This window comes from candidate division KSB1 bacterium, assembly GCA_034505495.1.
Taxonomy (GTDB): domain Bacteria; phylum Zhuqueibacterota; class Zhuqueibacteria; order Residuimicrobiales; family Krinioviventaceae; genus Fontimicrobium_A.
The window spans coordinates 79322-97298 of the sequence record JAPDQV010000010.1; the positions used below are offsets into that span (position 1 = coordinate 79322).

13 protein-coding genes and 1 pseudogene are annotated in these 17977 nt (G+C 56.2%); all 14 read right to left on the bottom strand.

The features are described from left to right. Window positions 1-51: 51 nt before the first annotated feature. Window positions 52-522: pseudogene (locus ONB24_06410) on the bottom strand (NAD(P)H-dependent oxidoreductase subunit E). After that, complete coding sequence (locus ONB24_06415; GenBank protein MDZ7315738.1) at window positions 523-2223, bottom strand: PQQ-binding-like beta-propeller repeat protein; 1701 nt, start codon at window positions 2221-2223, stop codon at window positions 523-525. After that, window positions 2220-3530 (bottom strand): 4Fe-4S binding protein, encoded by a 1311-nt coding sequence (locus ONB24_06420; protein ID MDZ7315739.1) that lies wholly within the window; start codon window positions 3528-3530, stop codon window positions 2220-2222. Before ONB24_06420 ends, ONB24_06415 begins: the two co-directional genes overlap by 4 nt. A 77-nt stretch (window positions 3531-3607) precedes the next feature. After that, entirely contained in the window at window positions 3608-4195 is a 588-nt protein-coding gene (locus ONB24_06425) for a ferredoxin (protein MDZ7315740.1), read from the bottom strand. 226 nt (window positions 4196-4421) lie between these two features. Beyond that, complete coding sequence (locus ONB24_06430; GenBank protein ID MDZ7315741.1) at window positions 4422-5408, bottom strand: hypothetical protein; 987 nt, start codon at window positions 5406-5408, stop codon at window positions 4422-4424. A 6-nt stretch (window positions 5409-5414) separates the two neighbouring features. Beyond that, a complete protein-coding gene (locus tag ONB24_06435; protein MDZ7315742.1) occupies window positions 5415-6836 on the bottom strand; it encodes a PQQ-binding-like beta-propeller repeat protein in 1422 nt (473 codons plus the stop codon). Window positions 6837-6952: 116 nt separating this feature from the next. Then, entirely contained in the window at window positions 6953-8161 is a 1209-nt protein-coding gene (locus tag ONB24_06440; protein MDZ7315743.1) for a PQQ-like beta-propeller repeat protein, read from the bottom strand. A gap of 13 nt (window positions 8162-8174) precedes the next feature. Next, complete coding sequence (locus tag ONB24_06445) at window positions 8175-9383, bottom strand: PQQ-like beta-propeller repeat protein (GenBank protein ID MDZ7315744.1); 1209 nt, start codon at window positions 9381-9383, stop codon at window positions 8175-8177. Further along, window positions 9380-10648, bottom strand: coding sequence for a PQQ-binding-like beta-propeller repeat protein (locus ONB24_06450; protein MDZ7315745.1), 1269 nt, complete (start codon window positions 10646-10648; stop codon window positions 9380-9382). The genes ONB24_06445 and ONB24_06450 overlap by 4 nt, the downstream gene beginning before the upstream one ends. A gap of 134 nt (window positions 10649-10782) precedes the next feature. Then, window positions 10783-12213, bottom strand: coding sequence for a Gfo/Idh/MocA family oxidoreductase (locus tag ONB24_06455; GenBank protein ID MDZ7315746.1), 1431 nt, complete (start codon window positions 12211-12213; stop codon window positions 10783-10785). Between the two features lie 67 nt (window positions 12214-12280). After that, entirely contained in the window at window positions 12281-14032 is a 1752-nt protein-coding gene (locus ONB24_06460; protein ID MDZ7315747.1) for a DUF6055 domain-containing protein, read from the bottom strand. 6 nt (window positions 14033-14038) lie between these two features. Beyond that, the gene (gene der, locus ONB24_06465; protein MDZ7315748.1) at window positions 14039-15355 is read right to left on the bottom strand and encodes a ribosome biogenesis GTPase Der; all 1317 of its coding nucleotides are present in this window, start codon (window positions 15353-15355) and stop codon (window positions 14039-14041) included. Then, window positions 15352-16623 carry a DUF512 domain-containing protein gene (locus ONB24_06470; GenBank protein MDZ7315749.1) on the bottom strand — a complete coding sequence of 424 codons (1272 nt, stop codon included), beginning with the start codon at window positions 16621-16623 and terminating at the stop codon, window positions 15352-15354. Before ONB24_06470 ends, der begins: the two co-directional genes overlap by 4 nt. An 81-nt stretch (window positions 16624-16704) precedes the next feature. Continuing rightward, the gene (locus ONB24_06475; protein MDZ7315750.1) at window positions 16705-17793 is read right to left on the bottom strand and encodes a tetratricopeptide repeat protein; all 1089 of its coding nucleotides are present in this window, start codon (window positions 17791-17793) and stop codon (window positions 16705-16707) included. Between the last annotated feature and the right edge of the window lie 184 nt (window positions 17794-17977).

Below are 17977 nucleotides of genomic sequence, written 5' to 3' on the forward strand. Positions count from 1 at the left end.
TGAACTCTGCTTGCCCGATGTTTTTCTTCGCGTCAAAAAATCGTGCAGCATGTTGCCGACCGACGCAGGCTCGACATGGCCGTAAGTAACGCGGTCGATCTGCACCACCGGCGCCAGGGTGCAGCAGCCCAGGCAAGCGACTTTTTCGACCGTAAAGAGACGGTCGCCGTCCGTGTCTTCTCCCTCTTTGAGGCGCAGCTCGCGCCTCACAGCGTCGTGAACCAAATCGGCGCCCTTGACGTGGCAGGCGGTGCCGTGACAAATATGAATGATATGCTGACCGGCCACCGCATGCCTGAACTGGGTGTAGAACGTGGATACGCCGGCGACGGCGGCCGGGGTAATGCGCGTCAGCTCGCAGAGTCGCCTTAAAAGCGGCTCCGGCAGATAGTGAAAAGTGGTCTGGATGTCCTGCAGAATGGGGATCACGGCGTCCGGGCCGTCGCCGTGTGCGGCGATCAGCCGCTGAACGTGCTCATCCCATTCTGTGGTGGACTGCACTATGTCATTCACGATCGTCATTTATCGGCCGATGCAGTAGAGATTTTCCGTTCCGCGAATATAGATGCGATTTTTGACGAATGCGGGGATTGTCAGCACCTCTTCGCCCAGCGGATTATCGGCTTCGAGCGTAAAGGTTTCGGACATACGAAAGATATGGGTGATGCCCTTTAGGTCTGTCAAGTAGACGCGGTCTCCGACCAGGATCGGCGAGGAATAAAAGCCGCGGTCGAAATCGTGCGACCATACCTTTTCGCCGGTATCGGCGCGCAGGCAGGTAACCGTTCCATAGCTTGCGGCCATGATGACGAAACGCTCGTCGGCGACCGGGCTGGAGACCTCGGAGAGGTCGTCGCCGTATTCCCAAATCTGTCGTGCACCGTCCGCACCGATTTCTATTGCCGCCAGTCGGGCATATTCATTGACGACGAACACGCGGCCTGCCGCAAAAGCCGGCGACGGCGCCACTTCACCGTCCATGCATTTGACCCGCCAAAGCTCCTTGCCGGTCGCCGGATCGTAAGAAATAACGAACGGGTTGGAAGAAAGTACGACTTCATCGCGATCCGCGCCGAGAATAAGAAGCGGCGAGGTCCAGGAAATCTGTACATCGTCGCGCTTGGTCTGGTAAACCAATTTGCCGTCGGTCAGGCGAAAGGCGCGCAGACTGCGCGAGCCGCGATGGTCGTACTGAACGAGCAAAAGGTCGCGATAGATGATCAGCGAAGAAGCATGGCCATAGTGATTGTCCGGTAATCCCAAATTTTTCGCCCAGATTCTCTTGCCGGAAAAATCATAACAGGCCAGATCGCCGGTGGCGAAAATCGCGCAGACGACCCGGCCGTCGGTTGCCACGGTCGGCGCGGCATAGCCGGTATCGTCCGAGACTTTGGGCAGTTCTTTGGGATGCCCGGGCACGTCGTTGATCTCGGCGCGCCATAATAGGTCGCCGGTCGCGGCATTCCAGCAATAGAGTTCCTGCGACGATTCATCGGCGCCGGTAAAAAAGATTCTGTCTTCCCAAACCACCGGCGAGCAGTTGCCGAATTTCGGCACCGCGGTTTTCCACAAAATTCCTTCTCCTGAGGCGCCGTTCCACTTGACGGGAACAGAATCAGGGTCGACATAAGCGCGGCCGGCGCCTTCGGGTCCGCGAAAACCAGGCCAGTTGCGTCGCAGTTCTTCGAGAGAGACGGCCGGAGCTGCAGAAGAAACGGATGCAGGCTTTTTCGGTGCAAACTCTTGTTCAGCGAGAATGCCTGCCGTCAGCGCACCGACAAATAGAACCAGCGCGCTCCAAGCCAAAGCGCGGCTTCCGGCCAGTCGAGTTTGCCATGAAATCTGCTGCGGTTGTCCTGCCAGGTCGGGAAGCGCCGGCACGCGCGACCGAAGGTATTTCAAGGAAAGCAGGAAAACGATCATGCCGACAAAAAGCATGCGTCCGCCGAGACGGAGCTGTTCGCGTCGGGTAAAGAACGCTTTGCGTGCCAAAAGATCGAGCGCGCGAATCTGCTCCTTGAGCGCTTCATTATCGGGATCATCCTGCAGCTGCGCCATGAGCTGCTGCAGCGCCGGGCTGCGCAGAGGTGTGTTCCAACGCAACTGCAGATAATTGGCCGTCAGCAGGAGCGCCAGCACGGCGATAAAGATGCCGCTGATGATCAGCAGGCGCTCTGCCAAGGGTTTGAGAAAAGCTTCGTTCTGCAGATCTTTCCAGTTCATACGCTTTTGCCTGCATTAGAGTCGTTGCCGAGGGATTCGATCGGGAAAAGGGTGTTGCCGTCTTTATCGACCGGGCAATAACTGAAACAGCGGCCGCAGCTGAGGCATTCGCCGCGATCGATTTCGTACTCACGACGAAAAGAAGGCGCAACCAAGCCGATCAGCTTGAGGCTCAACACCAGGCCGAGAAACCCGCCGAGCAGCATGCCGCCGCGTCGGAAGCGGTTCCGGATCATCGCGGCATCGGCAAAAAGCTCATCCGGTGTTTCTCCGGAAGAGCGAAAAGCGCGCACCGCCGGTGTGGCCGCTCCGCCCTTTTCTTCCGCCAGAACGTCTGCCGCCAGGGCGACGCGGGGATGCAGGCGCGCCAACGGCGCATCGAATTGGGAAAAGGCAAAGGCGCCGGCCAAGATTAAAAGCGGCGTCAGCAGGAGAAACCGCAGGATGAGGCGGCCGGACGCGGCTGCGGCCGTCGGCTGCAGGGACGGCTTTTCGATGGCGTCGAACGGACAGGAAGCTTCGCACAGCCGGCAGTTGATGCAGCGGCTTGGGGTGATGCGCACATGTCTTTTCGACAACCTCGACATCCAATTCAAGAGCACGCCGTAAGGGCAGAGAAAACGGCAATAAGGCCGCGCCACCACCGTTCCCAAGAGCAGCAGAGAAAAGCCGAGCGCGATCATGCGAAAACTGCTGCTGAAGCGGAAAAAGCCGACAAAGGGATCATAACGGCAAATAAGGAAACCGGCACCGACCGCCGCAGCAAGAACGGCCAAACCGAGATACAGATACGGCAGCAGGCTCAGAACGGCGCGCACCGGCAGCGGCACCGAAATCGGTTTAATAATCACGGCATCCTGTATTGCACCCAAGGGGCAGACGGAAGCGCAAAAAGTCCGGCCGAAAAAGAGCGTCGTCAGCAGCGGCAGGGCAAAAAAGAGGATCACCGTTAAAGGGATTGCATAGGCTGGTGAAAACAACGCCAGAGTAACGTTCTGCAGCGAACCGACCGGACAGACGCAGCCCTTGCGCCAAAAGCCGAAATAAACCAAAGAAAAGATCATCAGCATAAAGAGTGCGCGGCGCGAGCGCAGACGGTGGGCGAAAACGACGGATGCCGTCAGTGCCGCAGCCAGAACGAACACATCCAGGTACTCCAAAGCCAAAGCCCGCGGCACCGGCGTCTGCAGTTCAGGCCGCTGATAGCCGGATTGGAAATCGGGCTTGGGAAAACGCTGCTGCACTTCCGCCAAAAGGGGCTGCGCAACGATAAAAAAGATGAGCCAAGGCAAGGCGTGACGTTTCATTGGACTTGTCTCAATATCGAGTTGACTTTGCCGTATGCAATCGCTGCAATTTACTCGGATGATTCATCGCCGCACGGTCAGGCTTTCTTTTCGGGAAGCTTTTTAGCGTACCTTAGGCCTTCCTCGCCGCGCAGAATGTACGGCGTGGAAGCGGGCACGCGGCGAAACGCCTGTGCGGGACAGGCGCGGGCAATGGCGCACTCGTTGCAGTTGAGGCAGCGGTCGTGACGCACCTGCAGATAGAGCGAGCCGTTGCCGAACGATCCGCATCCCTTGACGCACTTGCCGCAGCCGATGCACAGCTTTTCATCGATGGTGTATTCGAAATAAGGGTCTTCCACAAAGGTGCGCTTGATGGCGCCGGTGGGACACAATTGGCTCTCGGCGCCGGTATCGCGCGAATGCGCGCCCGGCTCCAAATAGCCGCTGCACAAGTCGCAGTAGCCGCACATCGAGTAGGAATGCACCGCCTTGACGGCCGACTCGGTCAGCACGCAGTTGATCGAGCACTTTTCGCACTGAGTGCACTTTTCCGGATCAATCTGCCACACCAGATCATCACGTTGCGAGCGAGAAAGCGCAGCGCCTGCTGCTCCGACTACCGACAACCCGGCGGCAGTCTGCAGCACCGAGCGGATGAATTGACGTCGAGTGTGTTTTTCCATTCCTTACCTCCCTGTCGGCGAAGCGACTGTTTCCTTCACCGCTTCAAGATCAAACCGATATTTGCAAGCCGCATATTGCGCACAGCTTGAGCACGATTCATGCTGGGAACAAGTCCGGCCATGCCAAAGGATTTTTCCCCGCATCATTCCTGCCGTGCCGACGGCCGCGGCGGCGGCAAGAACGAGCCATCTGGCGGCATCGAAGAAAAATTCTCGCCTGTTCATCTTAATGATCCTTTTTTTCAAATCGTCTGACCTGTTTCCGCAACGGATCCAAGGCATAGATCCGGCCTTCCGCATCGACCGCCAAATCGATGCCGACCACGGCCTCATCGAACTTTTCCGGTCCCGCGACCAGAGCGAGGAACTCACCGTGCAGGCCATGAATTTTGATGCGCGGCAATCCCTTTTCCGAGGTGACGAACGATCCGTCCGGCAATAGGGCGATGTGCGAAGGATTACAGCAGCCGCTGAATCCGTCGAGCGCAAACGAAGACCGGCTCCACGCCGTGCGCATGCGACCGTCCGGCGTATAGTTTTCGAACTGATGCTTGCCGGGATTGACGACCCACAGCGATCCGTCTTGGTCGAGGACAAGGTCGAAATAAAAACTGGGGATGATGAATCCCTGCGAGTCATCAGAGGTCGAGCGCCGATCGATTTTGCCCAACAGGTTTCCTTGGCGATCGAACCGCCAGACGACCTTTTGCCCGGCATCGGCAACAAAGACCTGATCTTTACCTACGGCAATCGAGGTCAGCACCGCATCGACGCCCAAATCCTGCCATTGCGCCCGCACGACACCGACAGCATCGCGAATCTGGATCGATTCGCCGTGCCCCAGATAGAGATTTCCCTGCTCATCGAAAGCCAGGCAGCTGACCGGCCTATCCGTGGGCCATTGGGCAAGCCGGCGGCCTTCCGTCGTCAATACGAGCACCATCCGATCGCCGGAAACCGCCAATCGGTTGTCGAAAAGGGCGATCGCAAACGGCTGCTGCAGCGGCAGGACAATCGGCTCCAGCTCATTGTAAAGTGTCTGGTGAGCCTCGCTCCGGCGGTAGCGATCGAGCCGATATTCGAAAGGATTGTCCGACCGTTGCCGAGCATCATCGCGCACGGCAGTCAGGCCGAAATAGACGGCACCGGCTACTCCTACGGCAATCACGGCATAGGTGAAAAAGCGATCGCGTTTTGTTTTTGGAGCGCTCATTATCTTTTACTCTCGCAAATCCAAACAGATCAAACGACGCGAATCGCGGCAGAGGAGCCTGCCGTCAACCAGGGCCATAGGGCCCCATGCATCGCTGCCGTTCAACACTTTTGCCCGCGCCAAAGGCTGAAATCCGGCCGTCGTCGCACGCGCCAGAGTCAATTCGCCCTCGTCGCTGAGGATCAAAAATTTGCCGTCGGCTATAAGGTAAGGGCCGAGACCGAAACGCCATTCTCCCTCGCTGCTCCACACGATTTTTTCCGGAGCGCTCGCATGGGCGCATACAAACCGATTGCGCCTGGTGCCGGCATCTTTCGGCAAAATCGAGAACAGACAGCCTTGAAAAAAAATCGGCGTTTGCTGTTCGGAACAGAGCCCCTGATCGGGTTTATAGGCCTGCAGCAGTTCAGCGGAAAATTCCTCGCCGTTGCGGCGGATCTGGAAAACGGCGGCGCCGTTGCCGTAACCGGCGGTAAAAAAGATGCGGCCGTCACCCAGATGAATCGGCGACGGAGCAATCACGTTCGGCGCCCAAGCAGCGGACGAAAAGAGCAATCGGCCGCGATCCTCCCTTTCGGCGGAAACGCCGACGACTCCGCCGATCGCGGCATAAACGTACATCCTTTTGCCGTGAATAGTCATGGGCATTACGGACGAATGAGACATTTTCCAACCGTTGGGATTGGGCGTCTGCCAAAGGATTTCGCCGCTGCGCAGGTCGACGCCGACCAAAAGGGCGCTGCCGCCGGTGCCCAGGATCACCTGACCGTCGTCGATCAGCGGGCACTGACCGGTATACCAGAGCGGCACTTCGGCCTTGAATTCGGAAGCAATGTCGAGTCCCCAGCGGAATTCGCCGCTGAACCGGTTGACGCACATCACCTGACATTGCGGCCCGATGGTGACGACAAAGCTGTCGGCAATTGCGGGAACCGTGCGCGACATGCCGTGATTGCGTTTGGTGTAAATGTCGTAGCCGCGTTGCCACAGCTCGGTGCCGTCGGCAAAAGAGAAACAGCGCAGCAGATCACGCCGCTTTTCTTCATCATAATCCAGCACATAGACGCGGCCGTCCGCCACCGCGGGTCCGGCGTGCCCTTCTCCCAAATCCACAGACCAAAGTACCTTGGGACCTCCCTCCGGCCAGCGTTCGGCCAACCGATAAGAGTCTCGGCTAATGTTGTCGAATCGCTCGCCGCGAAAGCGCGGCCATGCGCCGGAAGCAGGCGGAACGATCGGATTCAGCAGTTGAAAAAAAGAACCAATGCGCACGCCGGCAGCCGCCTGCAGCTCCGCCGGTCGGCCGTCCATGCCCGGACGAAATTCTGTGAAATGAGCGGCCGGATCATAAAGCAACCAATAAGCCAAAGCAATGACGGAAGCCAGACTGAAGAAAAACGTGAGGAAATTTTGGATTCTTTTGCTCATGGCCGGAGCTGGTTTTCCTGGAATTTGAAAAAACGGCAAGGGCTACCGACAGAAAATCTCCGATGCACTGTTTATAAGCCGGACGGGCTGCCAGGCTGTCCCGCCGGCATGAATCTCTATTGGGGTCGGCTGAGATCGTAGACCAACATTACCTCTCCATGTCGAATGTAGAGGCGGCCGTTTTTGATCACCGGGTGCGCCCAATGCGGGCCTGAACCTTGTTTGATCTTGAATGTGCTGATCAACCGAAAGGTTTTGGGATCTGGTTTGATCAACGACACGGCGCCGTTTTCACTATACGCATAGATCATACCGTCGGCCGTGATGACGGCGGCGCGACGGACGAGCGTGCGATCATCAAACCCGACGGCACCGGTACGCCAATCCAGCGCCGTAAACCCGCCGTTGGAATAACCGGCGCCGTAGATGAAACCGTCGATCAGGACATAATGACCGATTAAAGCGTCAAGCCGGTCGCTTTGCCATACTGGACGAACCGTTCTGCCGTCCGCCGAAATCTGCAGCAAAGCGCCGGTTCCGGTTTCGCCGCTATGGAAAAAGACGGCACCGTCATGGTAGATCGGCGTGTTGGCGTGAATGTCGTAGGGCGCCGTATGAGGATAACGCCACAACAACTCGCCGCTCTGTGCATGCACGCCGATGATCGATTTCTGCAGGGCAGTAATCAGCATGGGGATGCCGTTATGCTTGACAAGGATCGGCGAGCAGTAGGAAGAGGATTCGCCGTTGCCTGCACACGTCCACAAAGTTTTGCCGCTCCACCGATCCAAGGCCGCCATGGCGGTTTTGCCGCCGGGCGTACAATAGATTGTGCCCCCGTCCACCAAAAGCTGCTCGGCAATGCCCCACTCGACCTCTATGCCGCCGAAACGTTTGTAAAGATCGGCGCTCCATATTTTTTCGCCGTCCAATGAAAGACAATAGAGGACACCTTGACCGCTCAACAAATAGAGACGATCGTTCGTCACCACCGGCGTGGATCGGGTGCCGGGGTAATTGCGCGTCCATTCCGGGCCATAGTCCTTTTCCCACAGCTTTTTGCCCTGCAGATCAAAGGCGAACAGGCGACCGACGCCGTCGAACTGGCCGGTCACATAAACGCGCTGCTCGGTGACTGCGGCGGATGTATAGCCTTGTCCAAGACCATCCGCCTGCCAAAGCAGTTTCGGTCCTCCTTCCGGCCATACAGTCAGCAAAGATTCGTCGGGATAATGGCCGTCCCGTTTGGGGCCGCGCCATTGCGACAAGACTTGAGCGCCTGCCGCGGCGGCCAGAAGAAAGACGAGGAAAAGGCCTTTATTCATATTTTCTCCAAGGTTACTTGGAAATATCGTAAACGAGCAAAACGTCGCCATGCCGAATATAGAGACGGCCGGCGTGGATGACCGGATGCGCCCAATGGGGACCGCTGCCCTCGGTAATGGAAAAGGCGCTGACCGGTTCGAATTTCTGCGGATTCGGCCTGACCAACACCACATCGCCTCGCTCGCTGTAGAGGTAGAGAAGACCGTCTGCAGCGATCAGCGGTCCTTTACCGCCGTACTCACGCGCAGTCCACATCAGTTTGCCGGTCTTGGCGTCCAAACAGGCCCAACCGCGGCTATTATGGCCTGAACTGTAAATGAAATCACCGATCCATACCGCGCCGGCCATTTGGCTGTCCGGCGCTTTGGCGGTAAAAAGCTGCTTGACTTTACTGCCTTCCGGCGACAACTCGAGCATCTGCCCGCCCGTTCCATAGCCGCTGAGCGCAAATACCCGACCTTCGGAATAAAGCGGTGTGTTGGGATTCACGTCCCAACTTGTGATGTGCGGTTGACGCCAAAGCAGCTCGCCGCTTTCGGCGTCGACACCGATAACCGACTTTTGCGTCATGGTCAGGATCAGAGAGCGATTGCCGTGCTTGACCAACAGCGGCGAGCAATAAGCCGACAGCTCACCGTTGCCTTTGCACTGCCAGACGGTTTTGCCGGTGTGGCGGTCAAGGGCCGCCATCAGCACCGATACACCGCCGGGGGTGCAGATCATCCGGTCGCCGTCGATGAGCGGTGATTCCGCCATGCCCCATTCCGGCAGTCGGCCGCCGAAGGTTTTGAGCAGATCGACGCTCCACACCACCTTACCGGATGTCGTGAGACAAACCGCCGTCCCCACGCCGCTTATCAGATAGATGCGATCGTCGACGACGGTCGGTGTACTGCGCGCCCCCTCATGACCGCCGCTCCATTCCTTGCCGTAGATAGTTTTCCACAGCAGCTTTCCCTGATGATCCAACGCAAATAGAATTCCATTCTCGCCCACCAGCGAAGTTACGTAAACCGCCTGCGAAGTGACGGCCGGGGAAGAATAGCCGATGCCCAAGCCGGAAGCAGACCACACCTTTTGCGGTCCGCCGGCAGGCCAGGCGCTTATGAGGTTCTGTTCCGGGTATTTGCCATCCCTCTGCGGTCCGCGCCATTGCGAAAGGACCTCGGCATGGAGATTAAAACAAAGGATCAATAAAAGAAAAAGCAAACTCTTTTTCATTCTAACCTCTCATTTTTGGTTGCGCTGCACAAGCTGGTACAGACATCGTAAACCAAAAGGGCATTGCCGCGGCGAATGTACAACCGGCCGTCGGCAAGCGAAGGATGCGCCCAATGCTGCCCTGAACCGGCCGTGATCGCAAATGAACTGATCAATTCGAATTGCTTGGGATTGGGTCTGACCAAGCCGACACGACCTTCCTTTTCCGTGTAAAGATAGAGCATGCCGTCGGCAAAAATGATTGAGCCTTTGTTGATCCAGTGATGTTCCCAGAGCACTTTGCCCGATTTCAAGTCCAAGGCGATCCATTTGCCGTTCGTATTGCCCTCCCAGCTTGCCCCGTAGATGACGCCGTTGACAACGACCACACCGCCGATGTGGACATCAAGCGTTTTGTCGGTCCACAGCCGCTTGAGGGTCAGGCCGTCCGGTGAAATTTCATAGAGCGCCCCGCCGTCGTCATAACCGCTGGTCGCATAGAGCAATCCGTCGACGTAAACCGGGCTCACCGGATTGATGTCTTTGGGGCTATCTTGATAGGCCGAAAAGGCGTCTTTCCACAGCAATTTGCCGTCCAAAGCATCGACCCCGACGAGATAATGCTGCAGCATGGTGACGATGATCTTGCGGCCGCCGCGTTCCACCAGAATCGGCGAACAGTAGTTGGCCGTCTCTTCTTCGATTTTTGTCGTCCAAATAATGCGTCCGCTCATTTTATCCAGAGCAGCCATCGTTGCAAGTGCGCCGCCGGGTGTTACGATGACTTTATCATCAACGATCAGCGGTGACTCTGAAATGCCCCATTTGTGATATTTTCCGCCAAATTTTTCCATAGCCTGAAGCCGCCACCGGATTTTGCCGTCCTTTGCGTTTACACAGGCAATTTCACCCATGCCGGTTATTGCATATACACGATCATCGTCCACGGTCGGCGTAGTGCGCGGCCCCGGATAGGAACGATCCCATTGCCCGGAAAGTGCAGTCTTCCAGCGAAGCCTGCCCTGCAGATTAAAGGCAAACAATGTTTCGACGCCCTTTTCCTCGCCAATAATGTAAACAGACCCCTTGGCGATTGCAGCAGAGCCGTAACCGGATCCGAGGTTCTCGACTGACCATAAAAGCCTTGGACCGTCTTCCGGCCATTGCTGGAGCAGACCGCTCTCCAAAGAGATGCCGTTGCGGAATGGGCCGCGGAACTGCGGCCAATCGGCGCTGTATAGACAAGTTGAAAATATAATTAAAATGAGTGTGGTTGTTTTTTGCATGCCGTTCCTTTACGCGAGATTGTAACAATTCTAAGGAATGTAATTCAGCGGGACCTTGCAGCCAAGTCAACAATTGTCAATCCGGGCAACAGAACGGCAAAAAACAGTTGAGCAAGGACGGTTTTCAGTTTGCGCTAAAGAACTGTCGGCAAGCGAAAGGGCTCTCGGTAGATCCTGTCAAGAAACATGTCGGCTTCGTAACTCATATCGCCGATGAATTCATGTTTCACCGGATCGAAAGTGAGAACTGCGCCGAGGCGCAGAGGTTCTTTTTCCAAATCGACTCCATTGGCCGCGACATGCGCCTCTATGCTTTCGAGGCGTTCGAGAGCCTGGGGGCAGTTCTGCAATGCGGTTTTGGCTTGAGCAAAAGTCGAGCGGCGCCCTAACCGCCAGCTGATGTTGGCCACATGTGCAGCTAGCGCTGAAAAATGTCCTTCCTCGGCTTCGGAGTGCAAAAGCGAGCGGTCGCGTTTGCGCACCGCCTCGATAAAGTTGGCCGCATGTCCTTCGCCGCCGTCGCCGGGGAACTGCTTGATGCGCTTGCCGCTGCGGTCATACACCCAGCCGCCGCCGCGACCGCCGGCAAAGTAACCGTTCTCGCACATGATAATTTCGCCTGCACGCACCCCAAGTACATGATCCTCAACCGTGCTGCCCTTGCTCACCGGCAAATTGCGGATTTCGATGATCAAAGGAATGTCGTATTCGAACCAGGCGAGCTGCGTGTTCGGCGTCTGTCCGTCATCGTCGAAATTCCAGCGCGCCCCCAAAGAGACGACGCGGCGCGGCGCACCAACCAAGTCGCAAAGAAAACGGCAATCGTCGATTTGATGTACGCCCAGGTTGGCCATGTCGCCGTTGCCGGTTTCCCAAAACCAATGCCAGTCGTAATGAAGATTCTGCCGCATTAGCGGCTGCAGCGGCGCCGGGCCGCACCAAAGGTCATAATCGACCTCAGGCGGAATCGGCACCGGACCATCGGTCTTGCCGATCGGGTCGCGACGCTTGAACCACAAGCCGTGCGCCCAAAGAATTCTTCCAAGTCGGCCTTCTTTGAGATAATCTTTAACCGCCCGCAGACAGATATCGGAGCGGTTCTGCATACCCGACTGCACAATGCGGTTGTATTTTCGGGCGGCCTGAACCAACTTTTGCCCTTCGCGAATGTTGTGAGAAACGGGCTTTTCGACATAGACATCTTTGCCGCTCTGCATGGCCCAGACGGCGGCCAGCGTGTGCCAATGGTTGGGCGTGGCGATCACCACCGCATCAATGTCGACGGCGTCGAACAGTCGCCGCATATCGCGATAGAGCGCCGGTCTTTCCCCCTGCTGATGCAGCTTTGCCGCTTCACGATTCAAAATCGACTGGTCTACATCGCATAGGGCTGCAACGCGCACGCCTGCAAGCTTGCGAAACCATACGATATGGTCCGCACCTTTACTGTTGAGACCAATGATGCCGACCCGCACCGTGTCGTTGGCCCCCAGCACCCTTCCATAGGAAAAAGCACTCAAAGCTGCAGCCGCTGCCCCCGTTTTGAGAAAAGATCTCCTCGTCATCGCGAACCATCCTTGCAAAGAGTTAGGATTTCAGCGTAATGTAAAACGTCACGGATCATAATTGATGCTATCGTAGAAGAACAAATTTCTGCGGACGAACCGCCTGATCGGCCTGGATAAACACCATATACACACCCGACGGCAAGGGTTCATCGTCGTTGCTTCTTCCGTCCCACCAAAAGCTAAAATCGCCGCATTTCTGAGAGTCCAAGCGGACATCGGCACGATACACCGAACGGCCGTTTTCGTCCAAGATGAACCACGAGAACTCGCGCACCCGCTCGACCAGTCGCACGTCGATGCGTATCTTTTCATCGTGGCGATCGGGCACAAAAGGATTGGGAGAAATCTTGCGAACCTCGGCTTGGAGCGTGCTGGTCTTGCCGAATGTCAGCTGATACTGATAGCTCTCCTTTACCCTCAAGTCGTTTACCGGAATACCGACATTGGTCGTGATGACCATAATCTCGGAGGAGGCACTCAGATCAGCAATCATCGAAGCCTCATTTCCTACACCGCCGTGGATTTCCGCCGGCAGATTGACCGTCTTGGAAATGATCGCGTAGCGCCAGCGATGCGGCGAGGCGAACTGCGGCTGTACGCTTAGGTCGCCAAAATTCTGAACATTGACCCGCACGTAGCGGCCGCTCAACAACTGCGTCTCATCGCTGAAGGAAAGGGTCTGCTGCAGGTCCTGCGTCAGGTTCGGTTTGAGTTCGGGATAATCGGCGCCTTCCGAATAGTATTGTACGGTGTCGGCGCGGCTGCCGGTAAAATAGTTCCACACCAAGTGGTCCATGAGTTCGTTTGCCAAGCTGCTGTTCCGTCGCTGCAGAACTTGATCTATCGCATCATAAAGCTCTTCGCCGGCAAATTTCTCCCACAGATTTCGCACGATCGACCTTTCATACTTTTTTTCGAGCATGTGCAAGAAGAGCGCAGTTCCATATTCATGAATGCCGTTGAAGGTATAGATTCCTTCATCCAAATGATTGAGATAATGCGGCAGATACTGCAAATAGTCGTTGATCTCATCATAAGCGACGTCCTCCATCCACGAGGCGCAGGCTTCATAGAACCAACGGGTGTCCAGGCGGGTGGAGGTAAAGGTGCGCATGCCGAGCTGTACCATGTGAAAAAATTCGTGCGCCGCCGTCACCTTCATGCCGTCGATGCCTTTGGTGTAGGTGTTGATGAAATCATTATCGATCTGCACAAAACTGGTGTAACCGTAGGGAAAGTCCGCCGATCCGCTCGGTTCCTCAGGCGTCGAAAAACCGTAATCGCCGATGTTGTGGATATAGACATCGTATTCCGGGCCGTCGACGGGATCGGGTGGCGGCGCCGGATAACCCAATTCCTCGACGATCAGATAATAAGCCCGATCAAAGGCTTCGGCTGCCTGGATCAGAAAGGCATCGGCAACCGCATCCGGCCCTTCGAGCGCGTAATGCAGGCGAAATTTTTTCGAAGCCGATAATCTGCTGAACGGCAGCTGGATCGGCCGGCTGAGCGCCTGCTGCAAGAGCCGTTGATCCTCCCCCGCCGCCGTCGTCAAAAGCTGCCTTGCCCTCATGGCCAGCCCGGTCCCAAGGCGCACGATCGGCTGCTCCGTAGCGCGATAAGCTTCCGGCAGCGCTTCCGACCGCCGAATTGCAAGCAGTTGATAGGCAGTATACTGAGCCTCCGTCAAGTACCCCTGCCGATAATCGGCTTCGAGAGCTTCATAGACCGTAGGCTGTTTCGGTTCGGATCGCCCATCCGTACTGAGCACGAGCAGGCCGAAAACAATCAAAAGACTGGAGCGTAGTGCGTTCATAAGTCATCACTTGTTCTTTTTACGGAAAACCATTCGAATCGGCACGCCGAAAAAGCCGAACCGTTCGCGCAACTTGTTTTCTAAATAATGGCGATAATTGCTCTTGATACCGCGCGGCTCGTTGGTGAAAAAGATAAAAGTCGGCGGTGCGCTTTTAACCTGCGTCGCATAATTGATCTTGATCCACTTGCTGCCGTAAGCGGGCGGATGGTTTTCGGCCACGGCATCCTGTAGACAGCGGTTCAGGTCGCCGGTCGCCAGGCGTTTCTGCCGCTCCTGATGCACCGAAAGGGCGACGTCGATGACCTTAAAGATGCGCTGTTTGGTCACGGCGGAGATGAAGAGAATCGGCAAAAAGCGCAAATCCCGCAACTCTTCGCGCATGGTCATTTCAAAATGTCGCGCCGTGTTTGTGTCTTTTTCGACGAGATCCCATTTATTGACGGCTACGACGACTCCCTTACCCAGACTTAGAGCGTTGCCGATGATCGACTTGTCCTGATCGGTAAGCCCTTCGACCGCATCGACGAGCACGACGGCAACGTCGCACCGTCGGAGCGCTTCGGCAGTGCGCAGAGTGCTGAAATATTCAATATCCTCCTTGATGCGCGAGCGCTTGCGCAGACCGGCCGTATCGACCAGCACGATGCTTCTGCCGTAGTAGCGCAGTATCGAGTCTACAGCGTCGCGCGTCGTTCCGGCAATCTCGGTGACGATCATCTTTTCCTGACCGAGCAGCGCATTGACCAAGGAAGATTTTCCGACATTGGGGCGGCCGACGATCGCCAGGCGCATCTCGGGCAGTTCTTCGGCTGCCGCTGCTCGCTGAGGCAAAAGATGAACGACGCGGTCGAGAAAATCGCCGATTGCCCGTCCGGCCATGGCCGAGATGGCGGACGGTTCGCCCAAGCCCAACTGAAAGAATTCGGCAACGTCCGCCTCGCGCTTTTCATTATCCACCTTGTTGACGGCGACAAGCGATGAAACGCCGGAACGGCGCACCATTTCGGCAATTTCGAGGTCCAGCGGCGTCACCCCGTCGGTTACGTCGCACAGCAGCACGGCCAAATCGGCTTCGTTCAGCGCCAATTCGACCTGCCGGCGTATGGCGCGCTCGAAAACATCGTCCGAGAACGGCACATAGCCGCCGGTATCGAGCAGATCGAATTCAACGCCGGCCCACTCTGCCGCGGCCTGCTTGCGGTCACGCGTCAAGCCCGGCGTGTCATCGACAATCGCTTCGCGACGGCGGATAATGCGGTTGAAAAGCGTCGATTTGCCGACGTTCGGTCGGCCGATAATAGCCACAATCGGTTTTTTCATACCTGCTCGAACAATTCCAAAAAGCTGTCGTGAATTTGTTGCACGGGGCGTCCGAGTGTTTTCTCAAGTCGGGGGACTGTCCAGTCGTCGAGGAAAAGACCGTCGTCGTTGAGACAGTTCGGCGGTAAAATGACCCGATCGCCGCGCGGCGTTCCTGCCAACTGTTCGGCAATGTCGCCGCCGGTGAGCAAACCGGAAACCGCCACGTTGCCGCCGAAGAAACAGTTCTCGATCGCCTGCAGACGGACCGTACATCCCGTCACGCGCTCGAGTTGAGGCACGACGTATTCCGCCAAAATCGGCGCCGCCATTTTGCCGGTCACGATTTCAAAAACGGTCGGCCGAATCGCAGCGGGTAAATGCTGCGAATCCAGATCAAACTCATCGAGCAAGCGGCGCACCATGCCCACGCCGTTTTCGATCTGCGGAAAGTCGTCATAGTAATCAGCGTCGGGGACCTTTTCTCCGGCTAAAAGAAAGAACTCGTCGGCCGGATAGACCAGCCGCTTGCCGTATTTCCGTTTGAATAGCGCTCCCTTTTCATTCAGTCGGCTGAGAATCTGCACGGCATCCTGTTCGGAAACCGGCCGCAGCGGCACGAGCTTATCACGGTACTTCGTCAAACCGACCGGCACCACGGCGATGCCGGCGATCCACGGAAAAAAGCCTGCCAGCGTTTCGATCGTCTCGTCGAGCGCGGCGCCGTCGTTCCAGCCGGGACAAAGAACAATCTGCGTCTGCATCTCGATGCGATGCTCCGCCAGAAAGGCAATCTTGTCGAGCAGACGATCGTCCCGACGCAGCCCCAGCATTCGGCGTCGCAAATCGGCATCGACTGCATGAACGCTTATATACAGCGGCGACAGGCGCTGTTCGACGATGCGCTGCAGTTGGCGCCGCGATAGATTGGTCAAAGTAACATAGCTTCCATGCAGAAAAGAGAGCCGAAAGTCTTCATCCTTGAACAAGAGTGTCGGGCGAACGCCGGGTGGATTTTGATCGACAAAGCAAAAGATGCAGCGATTGCCGCAAGAGCGGCACTGCATCTCTTCGAACCAAAGCCCTAAATCCTCGCCGCCCGCTTCAATCTCGTAAATTGTCGTCTCGCCGTTGCGGCGAATTTCCAGCGTCAGCTCCTCTTCTTGAGCATAGAAACGATAATCGATCTCGTCCTCCACCTTTCGGCCGTTGACGGCAATCAATTCATCGCCGATTTTTATCCCGACTTTATGCGCAATGCTGTTTTTTCGAACACCGACAATCTTCACGTGTTTACCTTTTGCATTGAAATGTAAGAAAAAGATCGGCCAGATTAAAGCGGTGTTTATACCGACGGCACAAGGCGACCGCTAAAAACCCTCCAGTTTGCGGATAGCAGTCAGCGCCTCGATCCCGCTTAAGGGTCGATTAGGAGCAAAGGCATCTTCAATAGTGCTCATAATGCCGCGTTCGGTCATAAGGCACACAGCATTGTATCCGTAATGTGAAGGTTTGACGTCGATAAATCGTTTACCGCTGTTGAGATATGCCGTATCGAGAGCTCGGTCGCCGGTGATCAAAATGAGAGCCTGTTGAAAAATCAAGGCGGCATCCATCCTAGTAACCACCTCGAAAGGTCGAAAACAACGGTCAGGATAGACGCTCATAACTCCCAATCCGACGATCGTGCGAATCTCAAGTTCTTCCTTGAGGCCGGCAATATCGACGATCGGTACGTTCGATGGCGCTTGAGTGGTGGTGCTGCGCGCCGGATTCGGATTGCGCTTTGCGATCAAACGATCAATGCCGAGTTCTCGGATCAGCAGGACGGCCAAATCGGCGCGCGTCAGAGCCTCTTTTTGTAAAAGCCCGTCGCCGTACGGGGTGCGAGGCGAAGCCGCAATCCGCGCCGAAATGAACCGCAGACGCTCACGTGCCGTTTCCGCAAATCGCCCCTCTCGAACCGCGCGAAAGCCGTCGGCGGCCTTTGCATAGTCACCTAGCTGAAAGAAAATTTCGGCTCTATAAAAGCGCGCTTCCTGATTGTCCGGCGAAGCGGCCAGCACGGCCTCGAAAGCAGCGGCCGCCTTGTCCGTCCAGCGGTTCGGCTTGACCAGCAGGTAAACCTTGCCGCGCATCATCTGCACGTCGAGGGAGCGGCTGTTCTTCGCCGCAGCTTTTTCCACAGCCTCTACCGCCTTTTCTCCCTCTCCCCGTAATGCCGAAAGATAGGCCAAACCGGCAAGAGCTTCCGCATGGTTAGGATTTGCCTTAAGGGCTCGTTGAAAGGCGATTGCCGCGTTCTGATGATCCTCTCGTTGCAGGAATTCTATGCCCTGCTGATAGGCTGCTTCCGACGCTGCAGGATCAAAAGCGGACTGCCGATGCGGCGGCCTGGTGCAGGCCGCAATCAACGGTAAAAGAAAAAACAGCACGTTCGCACGTTTCCATCGGCTCATCGATATCCCTGAATTCGGCTTTTTTTTAATTTAGCAACGATGCTCTCAATCGCAAGTACAAAATAAGAACCAACAATCACAACTTGGAAAAAAATTAATAGTTATTTAAATTTTAGGGTGAAACATAGAGTATTCTGATTCGTTTTTCGAACAAAAGAGAGCATTGCCTTGGAAGAGGTTGCCT

Coding starts and splice junctions, on each gene's coding strand:
- ONB24_06460 (MDZ7315747.1), bottom strand. CDS start 14,032: ATGAACGCACTACGCTCCAGTCTTTTGATTGTTTTCGGCCTGCTCGTG.
- ONB24_06450 (MDZ7315745.1), bottom strand. CDS start 10,648: ATGCAAAAAACAACCACACTCATTTTAATTATATTTTCAACTTGTCTA.
- ONB24_06475 (MDZ7315750.1), bottom strand. CDS start 17,793: ATGAGCCGATGGAAACGTGCGAACGTGCTGTTTTTTCTTTTACCGTTG.
- ONB24_06430 (MDZ7315741.1), bottom strand. CDS start 5,408: ATGAGCGCTCCAAAAACAAAACGCGATCGCTTTTTCACCTATGCCGTG.
- ONB24_06425 (MDZ7315740.1), bottom strand. CDS start 4,195: ATGGAAAAACACACTCGACGTCAATTCATCCGCTCGGTGCTGCAGACT.
- ONB24_06440 (MDZ7315743.1), bottom strand. CDS start 8,161: ATGAATAAAGGCCTTTTCCTCGTCTTTCTTCTGGCCGCCGCGGCAGGC.
- ONB24_06415 (MDZ7315738.1), bottom strand. CDS start 2,223: ATGAACTGGAAAGATCTGCAGAACGAAGCTTTTCTCAAACCCTTGGCA.
- ONB24_06420 (MDZ7315739.1), bottom strand. CDS start 3,530: ATGAAACGTCACGCCTTGCCTTGGCTCATCTTTTTTATCGTTGCGCAG.
- ONB24_06455 (MDZ7315746.1), bottom strand. CDS start 12,213: ATGACGAGGAGATCTTTTCTCAAAACGGGGGCAGCGGCTGCAGCTTTG.
- ONB24_06435 (MDZ7315742.1), bottom strand. CDS start 6,836: ATGAGCAAAAGAATCCAAAATTTCCTCACGTTTTTCTTCAGTCTGGCT.
- der (MDZ7315748.1), bottom strand. CDS start 15,355: ATGAAAAAACCGATTGTGGCTATTATCGGCCGACCGAACGTCGGCAAA.
- ONB24_06445 (MDZ7315744.1), bottom strand. CDS start 9,383: ATGAAAAAGAGTTTGCTTTTTCTTTTATTGATCCTTTGTTTTAATCTC.